Source organism: Corynebacterium timonense (genome assembly GCF_900105305.1).
Taxonomy (GTDB): Bacteria; Actinomycetota; Actinomycetes; order Mycobacteriales; family Mycobacteriaceae; genus Corynebacterium; species Corynebacterium timonense.
Window position 1 is genome coordinate 1262962 of the sequence record NZ_LT629765.1, and the last position, 18041, is coordinate 1281002.

Annotated in this window: 15 protein-coding genes; 6 read left to right on the forward strand and 9 right to left on the reverse strand. The window is 68.5% G+C overall.

Annotation, left to right across the window (positions count from 1 at the left end):
* Window positions 1-8: 8 nt before the first annotated feature.
* Together BLT81_RS05960 and BLT81_RS05965 are read left to right on the forward strand one after the other, a co-directional pair.
* On the forward strand, window positions 9-3638 hold the full coding sequence (locus BLT81_RS05960; protein WP_019194051.1) for an ABC transporter ATP-binding protein: 3630 nt from the start codon (window positions 9-11) through the stop codon (window positions 3636-3638).
* A gap of 124 nt (window positions 3639-3762) precedes the next feature.
* Window positions 3763-7542, forward strand: a complete 3780-nt coding sequence (locus BLT81_RS05965; RefSeq protein WP_019194052.1) for a multifunctional oxoglutarate decarboxylase/oxoglutarate dehydrogenase thiamine pyrophosphate-binding subunit/dihydrolipoyllysine-residue succinyltransferase subunit — start codon at window positions 3763-3765, stop codon at window positions 7540-7542.
* 94 nt (window positions 7543-7636) lie between these two features.
* On the opposite strand, the gene BLT81_RS05970 is transcribed toward BLT81_RS05965, so the two are convergent.
* Together BLT81_RS05970 and BLT81_RS05975 are read right to left on the reverse strand one after the other, a co-directional pair.
* A complete protein-coding gene (locus tag BLT81_RS05970; protein ID WP_019194053.1) occupies window positions 7637-8353 on the reverse strand; it encodes a type 2 periplasmic-binding domain-containing protein in 717 nt (238 codons plus the stop codon).
* Window positions 8354-8378: 25 nt separating this feature from the next.
* Entirely contained in the window at window positions 8379-8915 is a 537-nt protein-coding gene (locus BLT81_RS05975; RefSeq protein ID WP_019194054.1) for a YflT domain-containing protein, read from the reverse strand.
* Window positions 8916-9056: 141 nt separating this feature from the next.
* Between BLT81_RS05975 and BLT81_RS05980 the strand changes: the two genes are divergently transcribed.
* The gene (locus tag BLT81_RS05980) at window positions 9057-10199 is read left to right on the forward strand and encodes an Mrp/NBP35 family ATP-binding protein (protein WP_040421249.1); all 1143 of its coding nucleotides are present in this window, start codon (window positions 9057-9059) and stop codon (window positions 10197-10199) included.
* Here BLT81_RS05980 and tatB read toward each other — a convergent pair.
* The 3 genes from tatB to sigE form a co-directional block, all read right to left on the reverse strand.
* Window positions 10196-10627, reverse strand: a complete 432-nt coding sequence (gene tatB, locus BLT81_RS05985) for a Sec-independent protein translocase protein TatB (RefSeq protein WP_019194056.1) — start codon at window positions 10625-10627, stop codon at window positions 10196-10198. The two genes, BLT81_RS05980 and tatB, sit on opposite strands and share 4 nt — an antisense overlap.
* A 38-nt stretch (window positions 10628-10665) precedes the next feature.
* A complete protein-coding gene (locus BLT81_RS13210) occupies window positions 10666-11043 on the reverse strand; it encodes an anti-sigma factor family protein (RefSeq protein WP_051011454.1) in 378 nt (125 codons plus the stop codon).
* A gap of 102 nt (window positions 11044-11145) precedes the next feature.
* Window positions 11146-11823, reverse strand: coding sequence for an RNA polymerase sigma factor SigE (gene sigE, locus BLT81_RS05995; protein ID WP_081582907.1), 678 nt, complete (start codon window positions 11821-11823; stop codon window positions 11146-11148).
* Between the two features lie 138 nt (window positions 11824-11961).
* Here sigE and BLT81_RS06000 point away from each other — a divergent pair, with 138 nt between their 5' ends.
* Window positions 11962-12639: an O-methyltransferase gene (locus BLT81_RS06000; RefSeq protein ID WP_040421250.1), complete on the forward strand. Its 678-nt coding sequence runs from the start codon at window positions 11962-11964 to the stop codon at window positions 12637-12639.
* Here the strand turns inward: BLT81_RS06000 and glgC are convergent, their stop codons facing one another.
* Entirely contained in the window at window positions 12640-13857 is a 1218-nt protein-coding gene (gene glgC, locus BLT81_RS06005) for a glucose-1-phosphate adenylyltransferase (RefSeq protein ID WP_019194059.1), read from the reverse strand.
* A 135-nt stretch (window positions 13858-13992) separates the two neighbouring features.
* On the opposite strand from glgC, the gene glgA reads away from it, so the two are divergent.
* The gene (gene glgA / locus BLT81_RS06010; protein ID WP_040421252.1) at window positions 13993-15147 is read left to right on the forward strand and encodes a glycogen synthase; all 1155 of its coding nucleotides are present in this window, start codon (window positions 13993-13995) and stop codon (window positions 15145-15147) included.
* A gap of 15 nt (window positions 15148-15162) precedes the next feature.
* Window positions 15163-16566, forward strand: coding sequence for a GH32 C-terminal domain-containing protein (locus tag BLT81_RS06015; protein ID WP_019194061.1), 1404 nt, complete (start codon window positions 15163-15165; stop codon window positions 16564-16566).
* Window positions 16567-16588: 22 nt separating this feature from the next.
* Here BLT81_RS06015 and BLT81_RS06020 read toward each other — a convergent pair whose 3' ends face one another.
* From BLT81_RS06020 to BLT81_RS13090, 3 genes are read right to left on the reverse strand one after another with little or no spacing between them, the layout of a single operon-like run.
* A complete protein-coding gene (locus tag BLT81_RS06020) occupies window positions 16589-17446 on the reverse strand; it encodes a methyltransferase domain-containing protein (RefSeq protein ID WP_019194062.1) in 858 nt (285 codons plus the stop codon).
* A 37-nt stretch (window positions 17447-17483) separates the two neighbouring features.
* Window positions 17484-17645 (reverse strand): DUF3117 domain-containing protein, encoded by a 162-nt coding sequence (locus BLT81_RS06025; protein ID WP_231286593.1) that lies wholly within the window; start codon window positions 17643-17645, stop codon window positions 17484-17486.
* Window positions 17569-18039 carry a hypothetical protein gene (locus BLT81_RS13090; protein WP_019194064.1) on the reverse strand — a complete coding sequence of 157 codons (471 nt, stop codon included), beginning with the start codon at window positions 18037-18039 and terminating at the stop codon, window positions 17569-17571. Before BLT81_RS13090 ends, BLT81_RS06025 begins: the two co-directional genes overlap by 77 nt.
* Window positions 18040-18041 lie beyond the last annotated feature (2 nt).

The following is an 18041-nucleotide window of genomic DNA, read 5'->3' on the forward strand; positions in this document are numbered from 1 at the left end:
CCCGGCGCGTGCTGCTGGCCGAGGCGTTCGGGGCGAACCGTGCCCCGGCAACGCTCGCCTGCGTGACCGCCCTCGTCGCCGCCGTGGCCCAGGTCGCCCTGCCCTCGTTGACCGGGCGCGCCGTCGACGTCGCCTCCGGCGCGGCCGACGGCTCTATCACCCGAATAGCGTGGACCATGGTGGGCATCGCCCTGGCCACCTACGCTCTCAACTGGATGCGCCGCTACTCGGCCGGGTTGTTGGCCACGCGCAGCCAGCACGGCGTGCGCGTGGGTATCCTGCGCACCCTCCAGCGCCTCGACGGGCCGGGACAGGACGACATTGTCACCGGCCAGGTCGTCTCGCGCTCGATCACGGACCTCAACCAGTTCCACATGGTGCTGGCCACCCTGCCGCTTTTTGTCACCCGCACCGCGCAGCTGGCCTTCACCCTCGCCGTCATGTTCGCGATGGACGTCGGCTTAAGCCTGCTCGCGCTGGCGCTTCTGCCCCTCATTCTGTGGGAGGCGAACCGCTCGCGCCGCGCGTTGTACGCCGCGACCTGGGTGAACCAGCAGTCGGCGGCCGATCTCGCCGAGCACGTCGAGCACACGGTCTCGGGTGTAAGGGTGGTCAAGGCATTCGGGCGCGAGGAACGCGCCATCGACGAGCTCGACCGGCTGAGCCGCCACCTCTACGCCACGAAGATGCGCACGGCGAAGCTCACGGCGCGTTTCCAGCCTGTGCTCGCGCAGCTGCCGAAGATCGCTCTCGTGATCACCATCGTCGCCGGCGGTCTCACCGCGATGTCCGGGGCGATCTCCCTCGGCGGCTTCGTCGCGTTTACCACCTACCTCGTCTCCATGACGGGGCTGATGAGCATGCTCACCAACCAGTACGTGCGCCTGCAAATGGGGATGAGCTCCGTCGACCGCCTCGGGGAGGTCCTCACACTGCGCCCCGGTCGCACCGAGCCCGCCGACCCCGCCGCGGCGCCGGCCGGCCCGGTGGGGCTCCGCTTTCGCGACGTCACCTTCGACACCGGCGGCCATCGCGTCCTCGACGGCTTCGACCTCGAGGTCCACCCGGGCGAGTTCGTCGCCCTCGTCGGCCCCGCCGGCGCGGGCAAGTCCATGGCGGTGCAGCTCGCCGGGGGGTTCTACGAGCCCAGCGAGGGCAGCATCGCGCTTCTCGACGCCCACCTGCGCCCCACCGAGTACTCCCGCCTGCCTACGGCGGGCATCCGCGGCCAGGTCACCTGCGTCTTCGACGAATCCTTCCTCTTTTCTTCCACGGTGCGCGAGAACATCGCGATGGGCGCGCCCGGCGGCGAGGCCACGGACGAGCAGGTGCGCGAGGCGGCCCGCCTCGCCCGCGCCGACGAGTTCATCGAGCGCCTGCCGGAGGGCTACGACACCGTCGTCGGCGAGCGCGGCATGACCCTCTCGGGCGGGCAGCGCCAGCGCGTCGCGCTCGCCCGGGCGCTGCTGTCGCGCCCCGGCGTGCTCGTGCTTGACGACGCCACCAGCGCCATCGACGCCGAAAACGAGGCGACGATCCTGTCCAACCTGCGCGCCACCCTCGCCGACGTCGCCGTCATCGCGGTGGCGCACCGCCAGTCCACCGTCGACCACGCCGACCGCGTCGTGGTGGTCGAGTCCGGCCGCGCCGTCGTCGACGCGCCCCGCGACGAGGCCACCGCGAGCGCCGAGTACCGCGCCCTCATGTCCCCGGCTCACGCGCCCTCCCCCACCGCCGAGCCCTCCCGCGGCGCCCTCTGGCCGGACGTGGAGGCCCCCGAGCGCGAGCGCGTGCTGGCCTCCGCGCCGGGCATGGGCCGCGGCGGCGCCATCACCGCCACCCCGCAGCTGCGGCGCCAGGTGGCGGCACTGCCGGCCGCGACGGAGGAGCCCCGCGTCGACGCCGCACCGCTGCGCGCGCCGCGCCGCCCGTTCCGCATCGCCGAGCTGTTTGCCGACGTGAAATGGCTGATCACCGCGACCGCGGCGCTGCTTGTCGTGGGCGTGCTGGCGGACCTCGCCTTCCCCACGCTCGTGCGCACCAGCATCGACCTCGGCATCGAGCAGGGAGAGCCCGGCGTCGTCTGGCGTGTCGGCGCGCTCGCCCTCGCCGTGGTGGCCGCCGCGTGGGCGAGCGAGGCCGCCATGACCGTGCTCAGCGCCCGCTCCGGCGAGCGTCTGCTCTACGGTCTGCGGCTGCGCAGCTACGCGCACCTGCAGCACCTCGGGCTTGCCTACTTCGAGCGCCACCTGTCGGGGCGGATCATGACGCGGATGACCACGGACATCGACACCCTGTCCAGCTTCTTGCAGACCGGCCTCGCCCAGGCCATCGTCTCGGTGGCCACGCTCGTCGGCGTGTGCGTCATGCTCGTAGCCACTGACCCCCAGCTCACGCTTGTCGCGCTCGCCGCGGTGCCCGTCATCGTCGCTGCGACGGTGGTCTTCCGCATGCTGTCGAAGCGGTGGTATGCCGCCTCCCGCGCCCAGATCTCGGCCGTCAACGGCGAGTTCGCCGAGCTCATCGGCGGGATCCGCCCCACCCAGATGCACCTGGGGGAACAGGCGGCCCAGGCCGGCTTCGAGAGCGCTTCCGACACGTACCGGCGCTACCGGATGCGCTCGACGACCCTGCTGGCCACCTATTTTCCCGGCATGCAGGCCATCGCGCAGATCATGACAGCCGTGGTCGTTGCCGTCGGCGGCGCCAGGGTGGCCCAGGGCGACCTGTCCGTCGGCGTCCTCGTCGCCTTCACCATGTATTTAGGCCAGCTGTACGGCCCCATCCAGCAGCTCGGCCAGATCTTCGACTCCTGGCAGCAGGCGACGATCTCCTTTGGCCGCATCACCGAGCTGCTGGAAACGCGCGCGAGCGTCCCCGACACCGGGACGGACCCCGGCGCCGCCCGCGCCGCGGCGGGCGAGCTCGCTTTCGAGGACGTCACCTTCGGCTACGACCCGGCCCAGCCGGTGCTCAGCGGCGTCGACCTCACCCTGCGCGCCGGCGACACCGTGGCTCTGGTGGGCCCGACCGGGGCGGGCAAGTCGACCGTCGTCAAGCTTCTTGCTCGCTTGTACGACCCCCTGACCGGCACCGTGCGCGCCGCCGGTCACAACATCGCGGGCTTTCCGCTTGCCGAGTGGCGTCGCGCCGTCGCCCAGGTACCGCAGGAGACCTACCTCTTCCCCGGCACCGTGGCCGACAACATCGCCTACGGCGTCGACGACGCGAGCGACGCAGACGTCGAGGCGGCCGTGCGGCGCATCGGGGCGCTGGGGACCATCGCCACGATCCCCGGGGGCTTCAACCACCCCGTCGGCGAGCGCGGCCGGGGCTTAAGTTCCGGGCAGCGTCAGATCATCGCGCTCGCCCGCGCCGAAATGCTCGAGCCCGACCTCATGCTTCTCGACGAAGCCACCGCGACGCTCGACCCCGCCACGGAGAAGGCAGTCCTCGACGCGACCGACCACGCCACCGCGAAACGCACTGCCGTCGTGGTCGCTCACCGGCTTGCGACAGCGGCGCGGGCCGACCGCATCCTCGTCATTGATGAAGGACGTATTATAGAGGACGGTTCCCACGGGGCCCTCCTCGAGCGGGGCGGAGCGTACGCCCGGGCATGGTCCATCAACCGCTAATGGGGGTGGGCCGCGCGAGCACCGCACGAAAACCGGGAGTGAGTTAGCGCTCATTCCCGGACCGCAATTAGAGTCGACTAAGTTACCGCTTGACACCACCCGAGAAGAGAGGCGAGCACCTGCCGTGAGCAGCGACATAACCTTCGGCCAGAATGACTGGCTGGTAGACGAGATGTTCCAGCAGTACAAGGAGGATCCCGGCTCCGTAGACAAGGAGTGGCGCGACCTCTTCGACAAGGAAGGCTCGCCCGCCTCCGCCACGGGCTCTGCCGCGGCCCAGCCCGCCGGCGGGCGCGGCGCGGCAAACGACAAGGCAGCGGCGTCCGGCACGGCCCCTGCCCAGGCAAAAACCGATGCCGACCTCGCCGCCTCCACCGCCGCGCCGAGCCAGGACGGGCGCGAGACCAAGGTGGACCAGGCCGCCAAGAAGGCGGAGAAGAAGCGCCCGACCGCGGTGGCGAAGCCCAAGGTCTCCCCCATGGAGAAGGCCGCCTCCGCCACCGTCGAGCCGGGCGAGATCCAGCTCAAGGGCGCGCTTCGGGCGATTGCCAAGAACATGAACGAGTCTCTGAGCATCCCCACCGCGACCACGGTGCGGGACATGCCGGTCAAGCTCATGTTCGAAAACCGCGCCCTAGTCAACGACCACCTCAAGCGCACCCGCGGCGGCAAGATCTCCTTTACCCACATCCTGGGTTACGCGATCGTCCAGTCCACCAAGCTGCACCCGGACATGAACAAGAGCTACCGCGAGGACGGCAAGAAGTCCTTCGCTGTACAGCCGGAGCACATCAACCTCGGCCTCGCCATCGACCTGCCCCAGAAGGACGGCTCGCGTTCCCTCGTGGTCGCCGCCATCAAGGGCTGCGAGACCATGGCCTTCAACGAGTTCGTCGACGCCTACGAGGACATCGTCGACCGCGCCCGCGTGGGCAAGCTCTCCATCGAAGACTTCCAAGGCGTGACCATCCAGCTGACCAACCCGGGCGGCATTGGCACCCGCCACTCTATCCCGCGCCTGACCACCGGGCAGGGCACCATCGTCGGCGTGGGCGCCATGGACTACCCGGCGGAGTTCGCCGGCGCATCCGAGGACCGCCTCGCGGAGCTCGGCGTGGGCAAACTCGTCACCGTGACCTCCACCTACGACCACCGCGTCATCCAGGGCGCGGAGTCCGGCGAGTTCCTCCGCGACATCTCGCAGCTGCTTATCGACGACACCTTCTGGGACGAGATCTTCTCCTCCCTGGAGATCCCCTTCTCCCCGCTGCGCTGGGCACAGGACTTGCCCAACACGGGCATTAACAAGGACACCCGAGTCATGCAGCTCATCGAGGCGTACCGCTCGCGCGGCCACCTCGTCGCGGACACCAACCCGCTGCGCTGGGAGCAGCCCGGCCTGCCCAAACCCGACTCCCGTGACCTCCTCATGGAGACCCACGGCCTGACCATCTGGGACCTCGACCGCACCTTCCACGTCGGCGGCTTCGGCGGCAAGGAAACCATGACCCTGCGCGAGGTTCTCTCCCGCCTGCGCGCCGCCTACACGCTGCACGTCGGCGCCGAGTACACCCACATCCTCGACCGCGACGAGCGCGAGTGGCTGCGCGACCGCATGGAGGCCGGCATGCCCAAGCCGACCAACGCGGAGCAGAAGTACATCCTGCAGAAGCTCAACGCCGCCGAGGCGTTCGAGAGCTTCCTGCAGACGAAGTACCTGGGCCAGAAGCGCTTCTCCCTCGAGGGTGCGGAAACCCTCATCCCGCTCATGGACGCGGTCATCGACACTGCCGCCGGCCAGGGCCTCGACGAAGTCGTCATCGGCATGCCGCACCGCGGCCGCCTGAACGTGTTGTTCAACATCGTGGGCAAGCCGGTTGCCACGATCTTCAACGAGTTCGAGGGCAACATGCAGTCCGCCCAGCAGGGCGGCTCCGGCGACGTGAAGTACCACCTGGGCTTCCAGGGCGAGCACATCCAGATGTTCGGCGACGGCGAGATCAAGGTCTCGCTCGCGGCCAACCCCTCCCACCTCGAGGCCGTCGACCCCGTGCTCGTGGGCATCGCCCGCGCCAAGGACGACCACCTCAAGCACACAGAGGGCCGCACCGACCACCCGGTCATGCCGCTCATGCTGCACGGCGACGCCTCCTTCACCGGCCTCGGCGTTGTCCAGGAGACGCTCAACATCTCGAACCTCAAGGGCTACTCCGTCGGCGGCACCGTCCACATCGTGGTGAACAACCAGATCGGCTTCACCACCACGCCGGACTCCGGCCGCTCGACCTACTACGCCACGGACTTGGCCAAGGGCTTCGACTGCCCCGTCTTCCACGTCAACGGCGACGACCCGGAGGCCGCCGCGTGGGTCGCCCAGCTCGCCGCGGAGTACCGCCGTGAGTTTGGCAAGGACGTCTTCATCGACCTCATCTGCTACCGCCTGCGCGGCCACAACGAGGCCGACGACCCGACGGTGACCCAGCCGCGCATGTACGAGCAGATCCAGTCCCACCCCTCGGTGCGTACCCGCTACACCAACGACCTCATCGGCCGCGGCGATCTGACCAAGGAAGAAGCCGAGATCGCGGCGCGGGACTTCCACGACCAGCTCGACTCCGTCTTCTCCGACGTCAAGGCGAACGAGGGCAAGCCGAGCGAGCAGACCGGCATTACCGAGGCACAGAAGCTCACCCGCGGTCTGGACACCAACATCTCCGAAGAGACCTTCAAGCGGCTTGCCGCCACCTACGGCAACCTGCCGGAGGGCTTCACCCCGAACAAGCGCCTGAGCTCCGTGCTGAAAAAGCGCGGCGGTTCTTTCGAGGACGGCGACATCGATTGGGGCTGGGGCGAGCTGCTCGCCTTCGGTTCCCTGGCGGAGGAAGGCAAGTACGTCCGCCTCGCCGGCGAGGACTCGCAGCGCGGCACCTTCACCCAGCGCCACGCTGTCCTCTACGACCCGGAGACGAACGAGGCCTACAACCCCCTCGACGCCAACGCCGTCGACGCGGGAAACGACGGCCGCTTCGAGGTGTACAACTCCGCGCTGACGGAGTTCGCCGGCATGGGCTTCGAGTACGGCTACACTGTGGGCAACAACGACGCCGTCGTCGCCTGGGAGGCCCAGTTTGGTGACTTCGCCAACGGCGCCCAGACGATCATCGACGAGTACGTCTCCTCCGGTGAGACCAAGTGGGGCGAGCTGTCCTCCCTCATCGCCCTGCTGCCGCACGGCTACGAGGGCCAGGGCCCGGACCACTCCTCCGCGCGCATCGAGCGCTTCCTACAGCTCGTCGCCGAGGGGTCCATGACCATCGCCCAGCCGTCCACCCCGGCGAACCACTTCCATCTCCTGCGCCGCCAAGCGCTCGGCGAGATGAAGCGCCCGCTCATCGTCTTCACCCCGAAGTCGATGCTGCGCAACAAGGCCGCGACGTCCCAGCCGGCCGACTTCATCGAGGTCAACCGCTTCCAGTCCGTCATCGACGACCCGAACTTTGTCGAGCGCGGCAACAAGAAGATCTCCGGCGCCGACCACTCCAAGGTGAAGACGATCCTGCTGTGCTCCGGCAAGATCTACTGGGAGCTGGACAAGCGCCGCGAGAAGGATGGGCGCGACGACGTCGCCATCATCCGCGTGGAGATGCTCCACCCGATCCCCTTCAACCGCCTCTCCGACGCGTTTGCCAACTACCCCAACGCGACGCAGATCCGGTGGGTCCAGGACGAGCCGGCCAACCAGGGCGCGTGGCCGTTCTACAACGAGCACTTGCGCAACTTCGTCGAGGACATGCCCGAGATGGTGCGCGTGTCCCGCCGCTCGCAGTCCACGACGGCGACCGGCGTGGCCAAGGTCCACCAGATGGAGGAGAAGCAGCTGCTTGACGAGGCCTTCGCCGAGTAGTAGCCCAGCGAAAAGGGGCCGGCCCGCACTCGCGCGGGACGGCCCCTTTTTTTCGCTCTGTTGTTAACGCTTCACCGCGCCCCCCGGCCGGCCGCTACACCGCCGGCGGCTGGTTCGCCTCTGTGGCGGTGCCGACAGACGGGCGGTCAGAGACCCTGATGCCCATGTACTCCTGCAGCCACTCGGCCACGGCCTCCTGCGGCTCGGTCCCTCCCGCGACATTCTCGGCCATCTCCGCGACGTCATCGGTGTCCAAAGCGCGGGTGGCGGAGTTGATTCCCTGCCTCTCTCCCCTGGTGAATAGCGCCTTCTGAAAGACGGGGATGATGTTTTCGGGCAGGGCGCCCTCGTGCGAGCCACCGCAGCCCTCGGCGGGCGAGGGGTCGACCGTCATCACATGCCCGGGCATGACCCCCACAGCGGCAGCGTACGTCTCTTCCGAGGGAGTCGACTCCCCGTCCGCCTCGTCAGCCAGCTGGGCGCGAAGTTCCTCTGCGCCCCGGGCGTCGAAGTGCCGAAGCGCCGTACCGGTACAGGTAACGGCGAAGCTCACCTCGCCCCAGCCGAGTTCGTCGGCCGGCGTCAATGCGACCACATCCGCCTGACGCCCCTGCGAGAGCAGGAGCTGCTGGTAGATCTCCCCCAAGACGAGCTGTTCGGGAGAGCGTGGCTCGACCCCGATCGTGACGGCCGGGCGATCATCCGCCGCCGACACGACGGCGATACCGTCGGCGATGAGGCTGACGCCCACGGCGAAAACCACCGAGGCGGCAGCCACGCCCGCCGCGGCGAGCCACCGAGGCTGAGTCATAGGAGTCGTTCCTTTCGCGGGTGTTCTAATTCTCGTTCCCCGCGTCTCGTGGTGCGGCGGGGGTGCCAAAGCCCATCTGGGCGATGGCGTCGCGGGCCCGCGGGGCGGTCGAGGGCTCGCACAGCACGTCGTAGCGGCCAGCAACGATCGTGGTCGCCGAGGAGAAGTCGCGCTTGCCCCCGGACACGCCGTAGCTGATGGCGGCGAAAATCAGGCCGAAGATCGCGCCGATGAGCAGCGACCACAACAGAACCGCCCAGCCAGTGCCCGGGATGGAGAAGATGGCGAAGATCAGGCCGATCAAAAGACCCAGCCAGGCGCCCGCCAGGGCGCCGCCGCCGAGCACGCGCGGCCAGGTCAGTCGGCCGGTGACGCTTTCCACCTGGATGAGGTCGACGCCGACGATGGCGAGGTCCTCGACCGGGAACTCCTGGTCAGACAGGCCGTCGACGGCACGCTGTGCCTCGGCGTAAGTGGTAAAGCTCCCGACCGGCCAGCCGGCGGGGCGCTCAACCGCGACCTGGGGGGCATTGCCACGTGCGGATCCTGCGGGTTGTGTCATGAACGTTCACGTCCTTTGTCGTATCTTTGAGTGGTTTCCTGGGCGCATTCCCGGGCGCATTCCCGTCGCGCCCACCCCTCCACGATACTCGTGGTGGTGGCAGTCAGGGGCCGAGGGGCGGACGGGCCTATACTGTCGGTGATGTCTACGACCCCAGTAATCACCGAAGATCGGGTCCGCGAGGCACTCAGCCGCGTGGAGGACCCAGAAATTGGTAAGCCCATTACCGAGCTCGATATGGTCGAATCCGTCTCCGTTGACGGCAACGACGTGTCGGTCGGCGTGTACCTCACTATCGCGGGCTGCCCAATGCGCGACACGATTCAGTCGAACGTGCGCGCGGTACTCGAGGAGCTCGACGGCGTGGGCACCGTGACCGTGGACTTGCACACAATGAGCGACGAGCAGCGCCGCGCTCTTGCCATGAAGCTGCGCGGGGCGCAGTCCACGCCCGTCATCCCGTTCGCCGACCCTGACACGCGCACGCGCGTGTACGCCGTGGCCTCCGGCAAAGGCGGTGTGGGCAAATCCTCCGTCACCGTCAACCTCGCCACCGCGCTGGCGGCGCAAGGCCTGAGCGTGGGCATCCTCGACGCCGACATCTACGGCCACTCGGTGCCCGGGATGATGGGGGCTGCCGACGCCACGGCGACCGTCGTCGACGACATGATTATGCCGCCGATCGCCCACAACGTGCGCCACATCTCTGTGGGCCAGTTCGTCGAGGGCAACGCCCCGATCGTCTGGCGCGGTCCGATGCTCACCCGCGCGATCCAGCAGTTTCTTTCCGACGTCTACTGGGGCGACCTCGACGTCCTGTTCATGGACCTGCCGCCGGGAACCGGCGACGTCGCCATCACGGTGGCGCAGCTTGTGCCTAACGCCGAGCTCATCGTCGTCACCACCCCCCAGGCTGCGGCCGCCGAGGTCGCCGAGCGGGCCGGAACAATCTCCCAGCAGACGGGGCAGCGCATCGCGGGCGTCGTGGAAAACATGGCGGGCATGGTCATGCCCGACGGCTCCGTGGTGAATGTCTTCGGCGAGGGCGGCGGAGAGCACGTTGCCACGCGGCTCACCGCCCTGACGGACAACGACACGGTCCCCCTGCTCGGCTCCGTTCCCCTCGACCCCGTCCTGCGCGAGCACGGCGACGCCGGCACGCCCGTTGCGGTCTCCGACCCGCACTCGCCCGCCGGCGCGGCGCTCAACGAGATCGCCGCGAAGCTCAAGGTCCGCCGCGAGTCGCTGGCGGGCAAAAGCCTCAACCTCGGAGTCAGCCGCTAGGTGATATCCGCCCAAGAGAACCCCCCGCTGGGCGCCTCGCCACCGTCGTCACGCGGTTGCGAGGGCTGAGGCTGCGGGGGTGTCGGGGGCTTCGGCGCGGGGCGCGGACCCGACGGACGCTCCGGCGCGGGAGACGGAGCCGACACGGGCTCGTCGTCCGGGTCTTCGAACAACACTTTGGTGATCGCCCGCCGCGGGCCGAGGGCTGCGTACTCGGTAACCGTGCCGAAGGGCTTACGGAACTCCTCGAACTCCTCGAAGGCGCCGTCGAGCTCCATCTCCCGCTTCGCATTGTTGATGGCCTTACGCGCGGCGTAGATCGCTGCGCGAACGTCCCGCACCACCCCAGGAAGGCGCTCGGGGCCGATCACGATGAGGCCGATGATGAGGACGAAGAAGATTTCGCCCCACCCAATACTGGAAAACACGGCTTACACTCTACCTGTGACGGCCTACCCGTGACGGCCTACCCGTGACGGCGCAGCGCGCGAAGGGCGGCGCCGACGACGTCGTTGACGATCTCGGCGCCGCGGCTCGTGTCCCGCTGGGTCTCGTCGTCGGGCTCAAGTTCGCTGACGTGGCTGAGCCGCTCCACGAGGGTGCGGGGGGCGCGCAGTGTCTCGTCCCCCCGGCAGGTGCGCAGGCGCGCGGCCGCGGCGCGCTGGATGTCGATGTCGCGGCGGCATTCCGCGCACTCGGCGATGTGAGCGTGTGCGCGCCGCTCGGCGGACGGAGACAACTCCCCGTCGGCGAAGGCGGCGATCGCTTCCGTGCTGAGGTGCTCGGTGGAGAAAAAACGCGGTTGTCCCGCGCCCCCGGCTGACGCCCCCGTCTGCTCGGCCACGATGACAGCGCCTCCTTTCTCCACGGCGTACCTAAAGGCTTACGTAAGCCTTACTTTCTCTCCCTTTATACTCCGCTGGGCGGCGGAAGCGGGGCGGCGCGCTTAACGCACGCGGATGAGCTCGTGGGCGCTAACGTCCTCGCGGGCCTGAGCTTCGAGGTTTTCGCGCAGCTGAGTGCGGCCGCGATGGATCCTAGAGCGCACCGTGCCCATCTTCACGCCCAGCGTTTCGGCGATTTCCTCGTAGGTCATCCCGACGACGTCGCACAACACGACGGCGACGCGGAAGTCGGGGCTGAGGTCGTCGAGCGCCCGCTGCAGCGCCGGGTCCAAGTTGGAGGCGGTATAGGCCTGCTCCGGCGTCATGTCGGTGCCGGGGACGCGCTCGTAATCCTCGGGCAGGGCTTCCATGCGGATCTTCGCGCGGTGGCGAACCATATCCAAGAAGAGGTTGGTGGTGATCCGGTGCAGCCACCCCTCGAAGGTTCCCGGCTGGTAGTTCTTCAGGCTGCGGAACACGCGCATGAACGTCTCCTGCGTCAAGTCCTCCGCGTCGTGCTGGTTGCCCGACAGCCGGAACGCGAGGCGGTAGACGCTATCGGCGTGCTCGGCGACGAGCTCCGCCCACGAGGGCATCTCTGCCTCACCGGCGTCGAACGCGGCTGTCCCGCGCAGCGGGGCGTCGGAGCTGTCGGCGGCGTCAGCGGCGTCGGGGTGGTGCGGGGACGGGCGGCGGGCATCGTATGCTCGGTGTGCTCGGGGTGCTCGGGCGCGTGACATATAAATGATTCTCCCAAATTAGATGTGGCGGCGCCACAAAACCAACCGGCAAAACGCTGTCAACGCATAAAAATTCGTTCACAGTGGACAGCTGTGTCCGAACCGGGCCATCGCCGGGTTCCGTTCAGTATCCGGCCTATGATAGATGGCGTGACTGATTCGGCGTTTCGCACTATGAACGACTACATCGCCAAGCAGGCGACAACCGGCGCGGAGCAGGATGTCGCCCACGGACTCACTGTGGCGCTCACCCACGCGGAAGAGAACTTCCTGCCCGCCCCCGGCGCCGCCCTCGGCGCGCTCGTCGGCACCCTCGCCGCCGCGGGGGCGCCCGCGTATGGGGCCGTCGCCGTGACCCCCGCCGCGGGGGCGGTCGGTCTGCACATCCTCCGCGGCCTGCCCGAAAAGTCGACCCTGACGTGCATCGACCCGGAGGCCGAGCACCAATCCGCGGCGCGCGAGGCGTTCCGCGTGGCGGGCTTCGCGCCATCCCGCGCGCGCTTTCTCACCGCGCGGCCGTTAGACGTGATGAGCAGGCTCGCCCCCGCTTCGTACCACCTCGTTTACGCGGACGTCGCACCGGTCGAGTTGAGCTCGCTCGTGACCGCCGCCTGGCCGCTGCTCGCCCCAGGCGGGACCCTCGTCATCGCTGGCTCGCTTCTCGACGGCACAGTGGCCGACCCCACGCGCCGCGACCGCGACACGGAGGCGGCCAGGGCGGCCGAGGGGGACGTCGATAAGCTTGGCGAGTCCGAAGGCGCCGTGGTAACCCGCCTGCCGCTCGACGGCGGCGTCACCCTGGTCACGCGGCGCTAACTAGACCACCTGGTTCTTGCCCACGACAACAACGCCGTGCGGCGAAACCGTGTAGCGCTGGCGGTCGCGCTCAAGGTCCACGCCGATGATTTCGCCCTCGGAGACGTAGACGTTCTTGTCCAAGATGGCGCGGCGCACCACGGCACCTTTACCCACGCGCACACCCGGCATCAGCACCGAACCCTCGACGGAAGCCCCCTCCTCGACGCGCACGTCGGTGGACAGCACCGAGTTGCGCACCGTCGAGCCGGAGATGATCGAGCCCGAGCCGACGATGGACTCTTGGGCGATACCGCCCACGACGAACTTGGCGGGCGGGAGGTTGCCATCCTCCGTGGAGTGAATCGGCCACGCCTTGTTGTACAGGTTGAACACCGGGTGCGAGGAAATGAGGTCCATGTGGGCCTCGTAAAAGGAGTCAACCGTACCAACGTCGCGCCAGTAGCCCTTGTCGCGATCCGTCGCGCCCGGGACCTCGTTCCGGGAGAAGTCGTACACGTGGGCGTCGCCGAGGTTGACAAAGTACGGGATAATGTCTCCGCCCATGTCATGGTCCGAGTCCTCGTTCTGCTCGTCCTCGAGCAAGGCCTTGATCAGCGCCTCCGTAGAAAAGACGTAGTTGCCCATCGAAGCGTAGGTGACCTCGGGGTCGTCCGGAGTTCCCGGCGGGTCGGCCGGCTTCTCCAGGAACTCGGTCACCGTGCCATCGTCATCGGCCTGGATGCAGCCGAAAGCGCGCGCCTCCGAACGCGGCACGCGGATGCCCGCCACCGTCGCCCCCTTGCCCGAGCGGATGTGGTCCTCGACCATCTGGGAGGGGTCCATCCGGTAGACGTGGTCCGCGCCGAAGACGAGGACGTAATCGGGCATGTCGTCGTAGATGAGGTTGAGAGACTGGACGATCGCGTCCGCTGAGCCGTTGTACCACCGCTTGCCGCGGCGCTGCTGCGCGGGCACCGAGGCAATGTACTGCGGCGTCGGGCCCGACAGGTTCCAAGCGGTAGCCACGTGCCGGTCAAGCGAGTGGGACTTGTACTGTGTCAACACGGCGATGCGCATGTAGCCGGCGTTGACCAGGTTGGACAAGACGAAGTCAATCAGGCGGTAGTTGCCGCCGAACGGCACCGCAGGCTTGGCGCGGTCGGCGGTCAACGGAAACAGGCGCTTCCCCTCGCCGCCCGCGAGGACGATGGCAAGAACTCTCGGCTGGGTCTTCACACTCCGCCAGCCTATGCTGTTTTTTCCGGCAGCGCACGGGTTGTGCTCTGCCTTCGAGCACGTCTGCGGCGTGTCTCCGGCACGTCTGTGCCGCGTCAGTGCACCACCCGGCATTCCTCACTAGGCTCGGCGGGTATGAAAGTCGGAATGCTGACGAGAGAGTACCCCCCGGAGATCTACGGGGGCGCTGGCGTCCACGTCACCGAGCTCACGCGCTTCATGCGCACCATCGCCTCCGTGGAGGTCCACTGCATGGGCCAGCCGCGCGACGAAGCGGGCGTTGTCGTCCACGGAGCCGACCCCGCCCTCGACGACGCGAACGGGGCGCTGAAGACCCTGTCCACGGGCCTGCGCATGGCCCACGCGGCCGGCGGGCTCGATGTCGTCCATTCCCACACCTGGTACACGGGCCTCGGCGGCCACCTGGCGGGGCTGCTCCACGACATCCCGCACGTCGTCACCGCGCACTCTCTCGAACCCGACCGCCCCTGGAAGCGCGAGCAGCTCGGCGGCGGCTACGACGTGTCCTCGTGGTCGGAGAAGAACGCGATGGAGCACGCCGACGCCGTCATCGCGGTTTCATCCGGCATGAAGGAGTCCATCCTCGCCGCCTACCCGCGAATCCCCGAGGAAAAGGTGCACGTGGTCCTCAACGGGGTCGACACCGAGCGCTGGTACCCGGGGCACGGCACCATCACCGAGGAACTCGGGGTGGACGCGGACCGCCCAGTCGTCGCCTTCGTCGGCCGCATCACCCGCCAAAAAGGGGTCCCCCACCTACTGAAGGCCGCCCGGCTTTTCGACGCCGACATTCAGCTCATCCTCTGCGCGGGCGCCCCCGACACGCCCGAAATCGCAGCGGAAACCGAGGGCCTTGTGGACACGCTGCGGGCGGAGCGTGAGGGTGTGTTCTGGGTCCAGGAGATGCTTCCGCCCGAGAAGATCCGCGAGGTCTACTCCGCCGCCGACGTCTTCGTCTGCCCCTCGGTCTACGAGCCGCTGGGCATTGTCAACCTCGAAGCCATGGCGTGCGAAACCGCCGTCGTCGCCTCCCGCGTCGGCGGCATCCCCGAGGTCGTCGTCGATGGGGAGACCGGCACCTTGGTGGACTACGAGGCGAACGACCCAGACGCCTTCGAGCGCGGCCTCGCCGACGCCGTCAACGCCATCGCGGCGGACCGGGAGCGAGCCTCCCGCCTCGGCCGCGCGGGTCTTGAGCGGGCGCGTCAGGAGTTCTCGTGGGGCACGATCGCCCAGCAAACCGTCGACATTTATTCCAGCTTGATTTAGAGGTACTCACACATAATGAGCGTTTTCCGTCCCGAACTTCACATCACGGCAGAAAGTGGCATCCTCGAGGGCGCCGCCGGCATCCTGCGCCACTCCACCCCCGACGCGGACGACGACACGTGGCACGTGTTCTACCAGTACAAACCCTCCCCCGAGGAGGCCAGCCGCTGGGGTCACTCCTGCTCGGAACGCAACCCCTTCGATTGGGTCGAGTGCAACGACGCGATCGCCCCCGCGGCCGGAGAGATCGCCGTGCGCGCTGGTGCCGTCGTCGCCGCCCGCGGCGGCGTCGACCTGTACTTCACCTCCGTCACAGAGTCCAATACCTCGGTCCAGATCGCACACGCCGACGACCTCAACGAGCTATGCGACGACGTCAACGAGGACTACTCCGTGAGCGCGGCCTTCAGCCGGCGCGGCAACGTCGTCGCCGACGCAGCGAGCTTCACACGTTTCCGCTCCCCCTGCGTGGTCCCGGGGTGGGTCGACCACGATGACCGCGACCGCGGCCAGGAAGGCTGGCTCATGCTCGCCGTCACCGGCGCCGGCGATCACCCCGTGGTCGTGGTGCTCAGCTCCGGTGACGGCACGGCGTGGAAAGCGCTCGGCGCGCTCGAGTTCGACGGCGACCCCGGCTTCGACCCCGCCAACGAGTCCATCGTCGCCCCCCGCATCATCCGTCTGCGTGACGAAGTCGACGGGCAGATCTACGACGTCCTCCTCATCACCCTAGAGCGCGCCGGGCGCGACGAGACCGTCTACGTCACCGGCACGCTGCGCGGGCACTGTTTTGAGGTGCGCACCCCCGCGCTGCCCATCGACCGCGGCCACGACTTCTCGCGCCCTCGCACCACCAACTACACACACGACTCCACCGAAGTCTCCGCCCGCTTCGACCGCGCCTATATCTTCGGTGCCATGCGCACAGCGGGGCGCGGCGCGGACCTGACCCACGAGCGCAACTGGGAGTCCGAGGGCTGGGCCGGGACGCTCAGCCTGCCTCGCCGCGTGACTCTGCAGAACGGCCGCCTCTACCAGACGCCGGCGCCCGGCCTGCCCGACGCCGTCTCCGAGGCCCACAACGTGCGGCTCTGGACCGGCATCTGCGAGATCCCGGTCGGCTCCTCCGTCACCGCGGAGATCCTCGACGCCAGCGGCGAGCCCGCGGCCGTGGTCACGCACTCGGGCGACACCATCACCGTGGACCGCCTCGACGGATCCCCGGCGACGTCCGATCTACACGACGAGGACGAAGACAGCATCACCATCATCGTCGACGGCTCCACCCTCGAGGTCTTCGCGGGCGGCGGCGCCGTCACGATGTCCTCGCGGCTGTGGCCGGAGGGCGGGTGCTCGGGCATCCGGGTGCGCTCCGCGGGCGAAGCCCGCATCCACGGGGAATGGCGCCGAGGCGACTAACAGCGGGCGGGCGCTGAGGTGTTTAGGCCTTGCGGAAGCGCAGGAGCTGGGCTCGCGCCGTCACGTCCAAGTGGTCGGGCAGCTGCTCGACGCGCCGTGCCAGAACGGCCGGGTCAAGGTGGCGCGCCGAGGGGCTCATGCCCACCTGAGCGGCGATCGAGCTGCGATCCAGGCGGATCGGGAACTCCACCAGCTCCGGCTCCCCCACCTGCGTCAGGTGGCCCGCGGTCTGGTCCAGCAGGCGCCGCACTTTGTTCTTTTCCACGCCGAGGATGCCCAGCGGCTCGCGCAGCTCGTCGAGGTGGCCGCTGTCGGCGGCGAGGAAGATGGCCTCGCCGTCGTCGCTGAGCACACGCGCGAACTCCGCCGGGTTGCGGGGCGCGAAGATGACGGTGATGGCGTCGACTGAGCCGTCGCGAAGCGGCAGGCCCTCCCACACGTCGGCGACGATGGCTCCGATGCGGTCGTGGGCCTTGGCCAAGTGCTTGGCGGCCGGGGTGGAAATGTCGATGCCCACCCCGCGCGATCCCTCGATGCTGTCGAGGGTGTGCGCGAGGTAGTATCCGGTGCCGGCGCCGACCTCGAGGACCACCGGCTCGGCGGAGTGGGACGCGTCGACCGCATCGGCGACGCGCTCGGTGAGCGTCTCCACGAAGGGGGCGAAGTAGCCCCGGGACAGGAAGACCTCGCGGGAGCTGACCATGTCGGCGCTATCGCCCTCGTGGTGCAGCCCGCCGCCGCCGACGAGAGTGACGTAGCCTTGGCGGGCTACGTCGTACGAGTGCCCCGTTTCAGAGACGAGGCGGGAAAAGTCATCCTCCCCCCGCAGCGGGGACAGGTCGACGGGGTCGGCGAGGACGTCAACGATGTCTTTGAGCATGGAATGATCTTAGCGCGCCCTCCCCAGTGGCGGGGTCCTACGCTCCCGCAGCGTCGGTGAGAAGCTGGCCGAGTTCGGCCGCCTCTTCCTTCGTCATTTCGACGACGAGGCGGCCGCCGCCGTCAGAGGGAATCCGCATGACGATCTTCCTGCTCTCCTCGACCGCTTCCATCGGCCCGTTGCCGGTCCTCGGTTTCATCGCTGCCATACTGGCCCTCCTGCATGTTCCCCCGCGCGAGGGCGGGTTCGGCCCCTGCGGGTGATGTTTCTGTCTCGTGATATTCTACGCTCTTTCCCCCGGGCGCGGCCTCCGGCTGGGGCGCGCGTCCAACCCCGGCGGGGCTGACAGGCTGACCGGTCAGCTGAGCGATCAGGGCGTCGACCTGCTGCATGTCGTAGCCGCGGTGGACCACCTCGAAGGCGACGTCGCCGAGCCTGCCGTCCTCCACGGCGCGGCGGTTGCGTTCGATAACCTCAGGGCCGGGAGGCATCGGCTCGAGCGCCTCCCCGCGGCCGAAGATCTGCGCCGAGAGCGCGAAGCCGAGCGCAGCAACGAGGGCGATGACCACGATGAGCAGGATCCACGAAAGCATGG